Annotated in this window: 8 protein-coding genes; 6 read left to right on the forward strand and 2 right to left on the reverse strand. The window is 36.0% G+C overall.

From position 1 onward, the window contains the following. Window positions 1-77: 77 nt before the first annotated feature. The 5 genes from GGR32_RS11990 to GGR32_RS11125 all read left to right on the forward strand — a co-directional run bounded on the left by GGR32_RS11990 (window position 78) and on the right by GGR32_RS11125 (window position 4,176). Window positions 78-236 carry a DUF6029 family protein gene (locus GGR32_RS11990; protein ID WP_343066445.1) on the forward strand — a complete coding sequence of 53 codons (159 nt, stop codon included), beginning with the start codon at window positions 78-80 and terminating at the stop codon, window positions 234-236. A 98-nt stretch (window positions 237-334) separates the two neighbouring features. After that, window positions 335-1,015, forward strand: a complete 681-nt coding sequence (locus GGR32_RS11110; protein ID WP_183478275.1) for a metal-dependent hydrolase — start codon at window positions 335-337, stop codon at window positions 1,013-1,015. Window positions 1,016-1,025: 10 nt separating this feature from the next. Then, complete coding sequence (locus GGR32_RS11115) at window positions 1,026-2,060, forward strand: enolase C-terminal domain-like protein (protein WP_183478281.1); 1,035 nt, start codon at window positions 1,026-1,028, stop codon at window positions 2,058-2,060. Between the two features lie 9 nt (window positions 2,061-2,069). After that, a complete protein-coding gene (locus GGR32_RS11120; RefSeq protein ID WP_183478276.1) occupies window positions 2,070-3,008 on the forward strand; it encodes a CPBP family intramembrane glutamic endopeptidase in 939 nt (312 codons plus the stop codon). Window positions 3,009-3,066: 58 nt separating this feature from the next. Then, window positions 3,067-4,176 (forward strand): AMP-binding protein, encoded by a 1,110-nt coding sequence (locus tag GGR32_RS11125; protein WP_183478277.1) that lies wholly within the window; start codon window positions 3,067-3,069, stop codon window positions 4,174-4,176. Here the strand turns inward: GGR32_RS11125 and GGR32_RS11130 are convergent. Continuing rightward, window positions 4,173-5,840 carry a M1 family metallopeptidase gene (locus GGR32_RS11130; protein ID WP_183478278.1) on the reverse strand — a complete coding sequence of 556 codons (1,668 nt, stop codon included), beginning with the start codon at window positions 5,838-5,840 and terminating at the stop codon, window positions 4,173-4,175. The genes GGR32_RS11125 and GGR32_RS11130 overlap by 4 nt on opposite strands. Continuing rightward, entirely contained in the window at window positions 5,827-6,477 is a 651-nt protein-coding gene (locus tag GGR32_RS11135) for a helix-turn-helix domain-containing protein (protein WP_183478279.1), read from the reverse strand. Before GGR32_RS11135 ends, GGR32_RS11130 begins: the two co-directional genes overlap by 14 nt. A 301-nt stretch (window positions 6,478-6,778) precedes the next feature. Here GGR32_RS11135 and GGR32_RS11140 point away from each other — a divergent pair. Continuing rightward, window positions 6,779-12,240, forward strand: a 5,462-nt coding sequence (locus GGR32_RS11140) for an immunoglobulin domain-containing protein (RefSeq protein WP_425487753.1), incomplete at its 3' end; no start/stop codon positions are given.

The raw sequence follows: 12,240 nt of genomic DNA on the forward strand, positions 1-12,240 counted from the left end.
AAAGAGAGTTGTGGATATAGTAAATGAACCTCATGTTTTTATTTTTTTAAAGGAAAATTCTTTATAAAAATAAGCGAATACATTACTATAATGCAGGAATAAGCTATACTAAAAAATCAACTCGCATAGCAGTACAATATGGAAGGCAGCGAGGAGGCTTGTTATGTGTAGGAGGAATATGTAGAATGGTTTCAGAAGCAGCAGGACTTACGGTTAATATAACCACCTCTTTCTAACCTAAAAACAATAAAGATAAAAGCCGGTAAGTATTTAGCTTATCGGCTTTGTTTTTTAGCTTTGTTTTTGTAATTTTTGCCTTTTAATACAGAGCAACATGGAAATTACATATTACGGGCATAATACACTTGGGATACAAGTAGGAAGCACCTCTATATTAGTCGATCCTTTTATTACAGGAAATGAACTAGCAAAAGATAAAATAGACATCATGAGCCTAAAAGCAGACTATATTTTGCTTACTCATGCGCATCAGGATCATATTTTAGATGCGGAAAGCATCGCGAAAAATACAGGAGCAATCATTGTTAGTAATTTTGAAATTGCTACGTATTATGAGAAAAAAGGAATAAAAGTGCATCCTATGAATCTTGGCGGAAGTTGGGATTTTGATTTCGGAAATGTAAAAATGATAAATGCAGTACATACCAGCTCTTTCCCAGACGGAACTTACGGCGGGCAAGCAGGAGGCTTTATCCTAGAAACCGATGAGGGGAATGTGTACATTGCAGGAGATACCGCATTAATGGCAGATATGAAGCTAATTCCTATTCACACACAGTTAGATTTAGCTGTCCTACCAATTGGAGATAATTTTACCATGGGCGTAGATGATGCTATTCTGGCAAGTGGATTTATAAAATGCGATAGAATTTTAGGTTGCCATTACGATACTTTTGGCTATATAAAAATAGACCATGCCTTAACAAAAGAGAAATTTGCAATGAAAAATAAAGAACTCCATTTATTACCTATCGGAGGAAGTTTAGAAGTATAGTATATCTATGATTAAAGCAAGCTACCAAGCCTATACACTAAACTTTAAGCGTCCTAGTGGTACATCTCGTGGCGTATTAACCCAAAAACAAACTTATTTTTTAAAACTATCTCACAACACTAAAGTAGGGATAGGAGAATGTGGTTTGTTAAAAGGTTTGAGTATAGATAATCGGCCAGATTATGAAGCAAAACTACAATGGCTTTGTGAAAATATTCACCTTACTAAAGAAGAATTACTGCTTAAATTGGTTGAATTTCCTTCCATACAATTTGGATTAGAAATGGCGTTGAAATCATTAGCAGCAGAAGATCCTTTTCTTTTAAACCCTTCAAAGTTCACAAGCGGGGAAGCTAGTATTCCAATTAATGGACTTATTTGGATGGGGGAACGAAGCTTTATGAAAGATCAGATAGAAGAGAAACTAGAAGCTGGCTTCTCGTGCATAAAACTGAAAATAGGCGCAATAGATTTTTCATCAGAAATAGATTTACTCTCTTATATAAGAAGTGAGTATGATGCCGATACCATAGAAATTAGAGTAGATGCTAATGGAGCATTTTTACCTAAAGATGCTTTAAGAAAACTTCAAATATTAAACGAACTCGACTTACACAGCATAGAACAACCCATAAAAGCAAAACAGTGGGAAGTCATGCGAGATTTGTGCGAAGCTTCTCCCTTACCTATTGCGTTGGATGAAGAGCTGATTGGTGTTTTTTCTAAGTCTAAGAAAGAAACATTGCTTAAAACAATAAAACCACAGTATATTATTTTAAAACCTAGTTTGATAGGTGGGTATCAAGGTACACAAGATTGGATAGAATTAGCTGAAGAAAATAATATAGGTTGGTGGCTTACAAGTGCCTTAGAAAGTAATGTAGGGCTTAATGCAATAGCACAATATACCTATATGCTTAACACTAAGATGCCACAAGGATTAGGAACAGGAAGTTTATATACCAACAATATTCCTTGTCCGCTAACCTTAAAAGGGGATCAATTACAATATAATCCAGAATCAAGCTGGGAGATTAATATTTAAAATAAATATATGTATATAGCACAAGCAGGACGTTTTAAGCACGAACCATGGCGTTACATTATAGGAATAATGCTTGTAATAGCGGCGGTTGTTATGGGGCAAATTCCTTTAACGGCGGTAATTCTATTTGCAGGAGATTTAACAACAGTGGCAAGTGACCCTATGCAGGTATTAAGTGGTTTAGATAGCAATTTAGCATTATTTTTAATGTTGTTTACGTTTGCCATGGGACTTGTAGGAGTTATTTTGGCAATTAGGTTTATTCACGGGCAAAGTTTTACAAGTCTTACTACGGCACGAAAAAAGATAGATTGGAGTAGGGTTGGTTTTGGTTTTGGTATTGTGGCAATATATACCATAGTAAGTGTATTGGTAGGTTATTGGCTTGTTCCCGAGGATTTTGAATTTAATTTTCAACCCTTACCTTTTTTAATTCTGTGTATTGTTGCTGTTATTATGGTGCCGCTACAAACCAGTTTTGAAGAATATTTTTTTAGAGGTTATCTAATGCAATTTTTAGGTTTATGGGCAAAAAATAAATGGCTTCCTCTTGTGGTAACATCTGTTATTTTTGGTTTACTTCATATTACCAATCCAGAAGTAGCTCAGATGGGCTATATTATCATGATTTATTATGTAGGTACAGGTTTCTTTTTAGGAATTATTACCTTGATGGATGAGGGGATGGAACTCGCCCTTGGTTTTCATGCAGGAAATAACTTAATAGGCGCTTTATTAATTACGGCAGACTGGACCGCATTTCAAACCGATTCTATTTTTAAAGACATTTCAGATCCTTCGGCAGGTTTAGATGTTTTAGTTCCTGTATTGGTTTTTTATCCAGTGTTTATTCTTATTATGGCGCGTAAATACAAGTGGAATAATTGGAAAGAAAAATTATTTGGGAAGGTGGTTGTGTTAAAAGAAGAAAAACGAGAGTTAATTTAATGTTTTATTGTTAATTTGTTGATGTAAAAAACGCAACTATTTTACAATTTTGGGCATTATGTTACCTCAAACAACTACATACAATTTTCGAGTGCACCCTGATTTTAGGTTTAATCAAAACAAACTCGACGAAAATGGATTGCTAGCTTTAGCAAAATTCTATTTGGATGAAGGTGAACCTTTTCAGGAAGAAATAGCGCTGTTTATTCAAGATTGGCTTGATGATAAAGATTATGTGTTTGTAAAAACCTCTGGTTCTACAGGAACTCCTAAAACCATAAAGGTTAAAAAGCAGTTTATGGTTAATAGTGCTTTGGCAACAGGAAAGTTTTTTAAATTACCAGAAAAAACAACAGCTTTACTTTGTTTACCCGCAACCTATATTGCAGGGAAATTAATGTTGGTGCGAGCAATGGTTTTAGGATGGCATTTAGATAGTGTTCAGCCTAAATCAAATCCGTTAGATGCTGTTTTTAAACGTTATGATTTTAGCGCCATGACGCCTTTTCAGTTAGATAACTCTTTAGGGAGGTTGCACTTAATAAAAAAACTTATTGTTGGCGGCGGAGCTATTTCGGTACATTTAAAACGTTTAATACAAGGGATAGATACCAAAGTATATGAAACTTATGGGATGACAGAGACCGTAACCCATATTGCTGCGCGAAAAGTAAATTCAAAAAAAAATAAGCCTTTAGGCGCCGAGAAACCTTTTAAACTCTTACCTAAAGTAACTATAAAAATCGATGAACGAAATTGCTTGGTGATTAACGCACCTGCGGTAAGCGAAAAAGAAATAGTAACCAATGATATTGTTGAATTGATAACCTATAAAAAATTCCTTTGGAAAGGAAGGTTTGATAATGTTATTAATAGCGGAGGAATAAAAATACATCCAGAGGAAGTAGAACGAAAATTACAGGCTTTAATTCTGCAACGGTTTTTTATCGCCGCTTTACCAGATGATGCTTTGGGCGATAAATTGGTGCTGTTTGTAGAGGCTCATTTTTCTGAAGAAGCTTTACAGGATCTAAAATCAAGTATACATAAGCTAGACGGTTTAAGTAAATTTGAAAAACCTAAAAAAATATACTTCATAGAAAAGTTTGAAGAAACCCATACCGGAAAGGTTAATAGGTTAAAAACCTTAGCAGCAAGTACAGATTAATTTTCGTTTATTTTTAAAGCAACATAAAACCGCTTGTGGTTTATTGTAACTTGTTGCGGAGTTATGTTTTTTATTTTTTTCCAGCGTTTAGAAGAGGGTTTTAGGCGAATGCTTTTTTGGTTAACTACTATTTCTACAGGCATTCTAAAATTTTTAGCGGTGTTTTTCCAGCGGTAAGCTATTCCTTTTTTATGTTTTTTTATTTCTAGGATAGGAATCTCAGGTTGGTATAAATAATGCTTAAAAATAGGAGTTAGTTTGGCTTTGGTGTGCTTATCGAAATAAGCGATTACTTCTTCGCTGTTGGTTATGCGGTGTTTAAAGCTGATGCTGAAATTTTTTAACAGTTCCCACCAAGCTTTATCATCGTTAATGGTGCTTCTTATGCTGTTTAGCATGTTTGCACCTTTGTAATACATGTCTGGAGAGCCTTCTTTATTTACGCCATAATCCCCGATAATAGGAGAGGTGTTGCTAATTATTTTTTGCACTCCTTCTAAATAGCTGAGCGCATCTGGTGTTCCCCATTGGCATTCTACAAAAACAGCTTCGGCATAGGAGGTAAATGCTTCATGTATCCACATATCGGCAATGTCGGCTGCGGTAATGCTATTGCCAAACCATTCGTGAGCAGATTCGTGTACAATGATAAAGTCCCATTTTAAACCAATGCCAGTTTGAGATAAATCTTTCCCTAGATAGCCATTTTTAAAATGATTACCATAAGCTATGGCGCTTTGGTGTTCCATTCCTAAAAAAGGGGTTTCTACTAGTTTATAGGAATCTTCTGTAAAAGGATATTCTCCAAATTTTTGATAAAAACAGGCGAGCATAGGCTTCACTTGTGCAAATTGTTTAAGGGCTTCTTTTTTATGTTGTTCTAATACGTAATACTTTAAAGCTAATTGGTTGAATTTATCTTCAATAAGGGTGTAATTTCCTATGTTTAGGATAATGTTATAGTTGTTGATGGGGTTTACTACTTTCCAACTGTATTTTTTTAATTGCTTAGGCAGGGCTTCTGTATGGGTGAGTTTTCCGTTAGAAACAGCTACTAATGTTTCGGGTACAATAATGTTTATTTCGGCACCTTCGTCAGGCTCATCGCTTTGGTGGTCTTTATTAGGAAACCATAAACTAGCCCCTGTTCCTTGTACGGCAACACTAACCCAGGGATTGCCTAATGAGTCTGTGGTGAATATAAAACCTCCATCCCAAGGAGCATTTTTTGCTATTTTAGGGTTTCCGGAGTAATAAAAGCTTAATTGTTGTTTGTTATCTAAAGGAATGTTTTTGGGGAGATTTATAAATACGGCGTTGAATTCTCTGGTGTAGTTGAGTTTTTTGTTTTTGTATACGATTGAGTCTACTTTCATGTTGGAAAATAAATCTAACTGCATGATAGGGAGTGGGGTGTTAATAGTAAAATCTATATGATTTACGCCAGAAATAAATTGTTTTTCAATATCTACTTTTACTTCCAGGTTGTATTTTTTTACATCAAAAAGGCGTTTTTCGTTTAAATAACCCCGAAGACTATCTTTTCGCGTGTAAATTTCATGCTTGCTGTTGTTTAATAGTTGCGCGTGTAGAGGAGAACTGAATATATTTAGTATAATAAGTAGGTATAAAAAGGGTTTTATGGTTGGCTTATTTTTTGTCATAATTGTAGCTTAATACGGCTTTAACTAACCAAACTTCGTCAATATCACGAATATTGATTTGCTGTATATTTTTTCCCATTATAGGGTTTTCATTTTGAATAACAATAGTTTCTTCATTTATTTTTCGCACTCTGTTTAAATAAAATCCTTTTACTTTACTTAAAAACATAATCACGTCGTTGGGCTTTATTGTACTCGGACATATTGATTTGGAAAGCATATAATCTCCCTGTTTAACAATAGGTGCCATGTTATTATCTGGAGCTTGGATAATGGCATAGTTGTTATTAGGGTTGAGATGAGGTAAACAATAATGAGGTAACTTTTCTATACTGTTGCTAAATTTCCCCATAATATATTCAAAAAGGTTCTCTCTAGAAATTAGCGGTATACTGTATGGAGTGTTTATGTAGGGTTTTATGTTAATGTTATCAAAAATATCGTTTAAATCGAGTTCTTGTTTTTTGCATAAATTTAAAACATGCTCGTAACTTATTGATTCTCTTTTTCTCCAAGTCGATAAAGTATTCGGTTTAACATTTAGTAATAAGGCTAGTTCTTTATCGGTTTGTAACCCCAATCTTTCTTTTAAGTTATTAATTATTTTGTTCGCATTATGTGAATTTTTTATTTGCATATTCAATTATTGTGTGTTAATTTTGTATTGTAAATGAGTGATTTATCTATTTTTTAGATATTTTTTAAAAAAAATAATTTAATCTTTTGATTATGAGTGTTTATGTAGGGGTTTTTTTAGTTAAAAAACTCCTTTTGTGTATTTATATACAATGTAATGATTTCTAAATGCTTTTTGTTTAAAGTATTGTGAACATAAGTAATTAAAAGTGTTAAATTTTTAGACGGAATTTTGGAATCATTAAGATTTCAGGCTTGTTTTTGAAAACATGGTTTTTTGGGATTAATATAAATAGTTTTTTATGAGTAATAATTTTACTTTTAACATTAAAGTTAGGAAAACATCGATGGTCTACACACTTCTTTTGTTTGTGTTGTCACTGTCGGTTAACGGGCAAGTAACTAAAACTTATGCAGATCAGGTAGTTAGTGAAAGTCATGTGACAAATTCTGCTAATGCCACTGCTGAAGCTGGGGCAGCAACCTTAGAAGCTTCTAGCGGATTAGCTTTAGGGATTGGGAGGTATTCTGGGTATTTAGAGCTTAAGTTCTCACAACCTTTAAGCGCTGGGACAACGAGTTACCTGCATTTAGATTTTGATGATGATTTGCTGAATGCTTTATTAGGAGGAGAGCTAGGTGGAGCTCTAGCCGATATATTAGGAACAGTACTTCTAGGGAACCATTATTTTAATGTAGAAGCACGAGGAGTGTTGCCTACTAATGTATTGCAAGCTTCGAGTCAAAATGGCTTTTCAAGTGACGAAATGCGATTAGTGATTGATGAGCATGGCAATTACCTGTTGGCGATTACCCCGAATTTTGCTTATGATAAAATATATGTAGAGAATAAAATGTCGTCACTTATAGGTCTTGGGGTTAAGGAAACCATGGATGTCTATGGGGCTTATTATACAACAGGACAGCGTATGTGTGGAGAGCCTTTTGCTACTTCATATTCAGGTTCTGGAGGAACTATAGATGTACTAGGCTTAGGGCAAAATGGAGTTGAAAATCCAGCACATGCAATAGATGCAGACCCTAATACTTATTCAAACTTAAGGTTAGGTTTATTGTCTTTGGCAGGAAGCTTAAGTCAGACCATTTATTTTGATTCGCCTTCACAAGCAACCGATCAAGCCGTTGTTGAATTACAGGTAGATGATCCTACATTATTAAGCTTAAATGTAGCAGACGGAATTAAGATAGAAGCCTTTTTAGGAAGTACGCTTGTGGCAACTTTTGATGATTGGAGCTTGTTGGATTTAGACTTATTAGGATTATTAAGCAATAGTCAACGTGTAAAAGTGCCTTTTGCACCCGGAACAAGTTTTGACAGGGTTAGAGTGACTATCTCTTCTTTAGTAGAATTACAATTAACAAAATCTGTAAAAGTGTATGGAGCTTATCAAGTTCCTGCAGCCGCAACATTATCAGTGTCGGAATACCATGTTTGTGAAGGAGAAACGGCTAGCTTAACAGCTACATCTACCTTAGGGAATTTACGTTGGTATTCAGATTTAACTTCCGATACGCCTTTATTTGAAGGAGCTGCAGACTTTGTAACTCCTGCATTGATGCAAGATGCTACTTATTATGTGGCTTCAGCAAAAGCGGGTTGTGTTACAGAATCGGCACGTAAAGCAGTAAACGTTTTTGTACATCCACAAGCGGTAGCGCCTACAGTTGTAGAAGCTGTTAAGTACGTAAATTCAGGAGGTTCTACTGTTTTTGAAATTCAAAATCCACAAAATCATATAGAGTATGTGTGGTACGATGGGGCTAATGCAGTACATACAGGAACTACCTTTATGGTAGGAAATGTGACTTCAAATCAGTCCTACGAGGTGGAAGCTAAAATAGGGGCTACTTGTGTGAGTGCCTCAAAAACCACAGTGAGCGTAAATGTTACGGCTGCTTTATTGCCGCCAGAAGTTAGTCCAACGACCATTACAATAACAGAAGGGGAGAATGCTTCTTTTGTAGCAACAGCAACGCCAAATTCAAGTGTGAATTTTATTTGGGAAGATCAAAATGGAGATACGCTTGTTGTAGAAAATGCAGCAACGGGACAAATGACTTTTGAAACAGGTAGCTCTTTAACGCCAGGAACATATACTTATGAAGTCTATACGCAATCAGCAACAGAGACGTCAACTTCAGTTTTTGTTACCATAACGGTTGTTTCTGCCAACGCATTAGATTGTTACGTTGCAAATACACAAACCTCAGGAGTGCTTCCTGTATGTGTGCTTTGTGAAGTAGATGAAGCTCAAAATGCCGTTGATGGAGATATAAATACGGCCTCTAGATTTGTTGCGCCAGCTTCGGTAATTGGAGGAGTGTGGCAAGAGTTGGTATTCCAGCAACAAGGTCAATCAGGTGATAAGGTAGAGCTTATTATAGGAGAAGAAAATGCAGTGCTAAATTTAACCTTATTAGGTGGTATTACTTTTGAAACGTATAATGGCGGAACAGCAAACGGAGATGCAGTTACAGGAAATGCTTTAGTCGATGTTACCTTATTATCGGGAGGAACAAAAGCTAAGGTTGTGATTACTTCGGGAGGTGTATTTGATAGAGTTAGAGTGACTTACCGACCGCTTTTAGGACTTTTAAATAATAACTTCTTACTTTATAAAGGAAGTATAGATTACCAAGATCCAGCAATTGTAACACAAAATGTGTCGGTTTGCGAAGGCGACACGACAACACTAACCGTTACTCCAGCTTCAGGCTATCAGGTACATTGGTATGCGCAAGAAGTAGGCGGAACTCCATTAATTAACAATTCAGTTAGTTATACAACACCAGCGCTTACTACACTAGGAGAAAATATATTTTATGTAGCATTATCGTATAATGGTTGTGAAGAAGCAAATAGACTACCAGTAAGCGTGATGGTTAATAAAGTGCCGAATGCTGTAGATTTGAGAGCAGAAGTTGAACCTGTTTACTGTACAGGAGAAACCGTGGAAATTGTACCTGGATTAGCTTTAGGAAGTAGCCTTAATGCTAACGATGTTACTTACGATTGGTATTTTGATATTAATAAGACACAACCTATTTCTTCAGGAATTGTAGGAGGCGTAGATTATTTTATAGATAACTTAGGAATGTTAGCTGTAGATGGCTTGCCTGCATCAGCAACCCCTTACACGTACTATTTATCGGCAACAAATAAGAATAATTGTGAGTCGGAAGCGGGCGATTTACTTGAAGTTTCATTTAAAGTACTAAACGCAGTACCTCAGGTAACTGTAACTGGAGCAGGAAATCCTGTTTGTGAAGGGGAATTCATAACTCTAGAAGCTTCTGTAGCAGGAATCACCGTAGATAACCCAGTGTATTCATGGCACCAAGATATTAATCTAGCCGATACACCTGTATTAGGAGATTCTATTGTGGTAAATGCAAATACAGCAATTACAGAGTACTATGTATATGTTACTGGAGATAATATTTGTCCTTCAGCTGTAGAGACCGTTTCACTTACGGTTAATGCCGTGCCAGAAATAACATTGACTAAGACTTCGGAAATAGTTGCTTTAGGCGGTATAGTAGATTTACCTGCAGTAACCACCATACCTAATGGATTAACGCCTGTTTGGTATGATGGAAACGGACAACAAGTAACTACTACAACAGGATTAAGTTTTTCTCAAACAGGAGTTTATACTTATGTGGTAGCTGTGGAAGATGCCGTAACAGGTTGTACAGCAACAAAAGAGTTTGCCATTACGGTATACGATGCTACGGCATGTCCTACACTAACAGAAAGAGTATATGCAGACCAACAACGTTGGGTAACCACATTGTTGGGAGGGGTTAGTAATAAAAATAACGCCGTAGACGGAAACCCTAAAACCTATTCAACAATAACAACAGGATTAGTTCTTTTAGGTTTAGGTACTACATACCAAGATCTTTCATGGTCAAACCAAACCATCGCAGCAGGAACACCTGTAAGCATAAAACTAGGACCAGAAGTTGGTGTATTAGGCTTATTAAACGGTATTTCGGTTGTAGGTAGAAAAAATGGGCAAAATATTGGGGCGATTAAAATCGTCGATATGGATTTACTTAATTTAATTAATGGAGAAAATTCATACGAATATACATTTGTGCCTTCTAACAGTAGCGGACCCCAAGATTATGATGAAGTAAGAGTCATGGTAGGCGGTGTTTTAGGCATAGGAAACTCAGTAAATGTTTACGGAGCTTATTATCGTACCCCAGCAGGGCAGGTATTAGATTGTCAACAAGGGCAAGTAGAAGATGTGTTTGCAGGCGTAGATCAAGTAGCGGCTTTAGGTGCGCTTACAGGACTAACAGGTGTAGAAAATCCATGGGATGCGGTAGATGATGATATGAATACCTATGCCGTTATGTATAATGGAGTTGGTGTAGCAGCAATAACGCAATTAACCGTAGACTTTAAATCAGCTTCTTTAGAAGGGGATAAAATACATATTTACTTATCAAACCCTAACAATATTCTTAATCTAGGCTTGTTATCAGGCTTTAGTATTCAGCGTTATCTAGGAACAACCAAGGTAGGAGCTCCGCTAGATACAGCAGGAGGTTTACTTAGCTTAGAGCTTCTAGGCTTAGGGTCTAGTACAGCCAAAAGGCTTGTGGTAGATCCAGGGGACGACTTACCTTACGATAGAATAAGAATCTCTAATGGTGGTGTAGTTGATGTATTGGATATTATTAATATATATGAAATAAAAAGAGAGCCGAAAATTTCAATCCAAAACGGTACAGATAACAAACTAGCTATATGTGCAACAGATAATATAAGCATTTCCTTACAGGATGATTGTACAACCTATGAGATTCGTGATGAAAACAATAATTTATTAACGAAGTTGTCGGAAGATACTTTTGAGCTTCCTTCTCATGCACAAGAGAATACAACTTATACCTACAAAATTCAAGCATATAGATACGGTTGCGAATATGGGTCGTCTCAAGAAATAGAAGTGAGTATTACTGCATCGGCACTACAAACAGATTTAGAGCCTATCAAAGTAAACGGAGCTAATATTTCAGGACCTTTATGTTTAGATCAAAACGAAAGCGTTGTTTTAACAACTGCACTTTCAGATTCAAGTACAATCACTAATCCAGTCTATTACTGGTATGATGAAGTGGGAGACTCAGTTGTTTTTTCAGATTCTTCTGTGTTGAATTTAGGTATGTTAACGAATGGTATTTATACTTATAGTGTAGGAATAAGCGGGGATAGTGTGTGTGAATCTACAATAGCTAATCGTAGAGAAATTACTTTCGAAATTCAGATAGCAGCTACAGCATCAGATATCACTGTTCAGAATCAAACGATTTGTTATACGGATGATGCCGTAATAACACCAACTGTTTTAGGAATAGTAAACCCGCAATTTAATTGGTATTTAGCTAACGATACTTCTCAACCTATTTTAGATGGAGATACAGCGGGGCAAGTAACCTATCATATTTCTGCTAATGGAACCTTAACAGTAGAAGGTTTATCCGCAGGAGTAACCACCTCTTATTATGTAAGTGTACAGGGCGATAATTTCTGCGAGAATTTACCAGGAACATTAGCCAAAGCAACTGTTGTTGTAAGTGATGTTGCATCACCAACGGCAGCAGAAACCACGCAAACTTTCTGTGCTTCAGATATGCCAAGTATTGCAGACATCGTTGTAAACGAAAGCAATGTTATCTGGTATGATGCTGCAACCAATGGAGTTCAATTAGGCGATACAGTTTT

It is taken from the genome of Mesonia hippocampi (assembly GCF_014197445.1).
GTDB lineage: Bacteria > Bacteroidota > Bacteroidia > Flavobacteriales > Flavobacteriaceae > Mesonia > Mesonia hippocampi.

What these genes read in the sequence shown, in the direction of transcription:
- GGR32_RS11110 (WP_183478275.1), top strand. Translation starts at nt 335, where the DNA reads ATGGAAATTACATATTACGGGCATAATACACTTGGGATACAAGTAGGA.
- GGR32_RS11120 (WP_183478276.1), top strand. Translation starts at nt 2,070, where the DNA reads ATGTATATAGCACAAGCAGGACGTTTTAAGCACGAACCATGGCGTTAC.
- GGR32_RS11125 (WP_183478277.1), top strand. Translation starts at nt 3,067, where the DNA reads ATGTTACCTCAAACAACTACATACAATTTTCGAGTGCACCCTGATTTT.
- GGR32_RS11130 (WP_183478278.1), bottom strand. Translation starts at nt 5,840, where the DNA reads ATGACAAAAAATAAGCCAACCATAAAACCCTTTTTATACCTACTTATT.
- GGR32_RS11135 (WP_183478279.1), bottom strand. Translation starts at nt 6,477, where the DNA reads ATGCAAATAAAAAATTCACATAATGCGAACAAAATAATTAATAACTTA.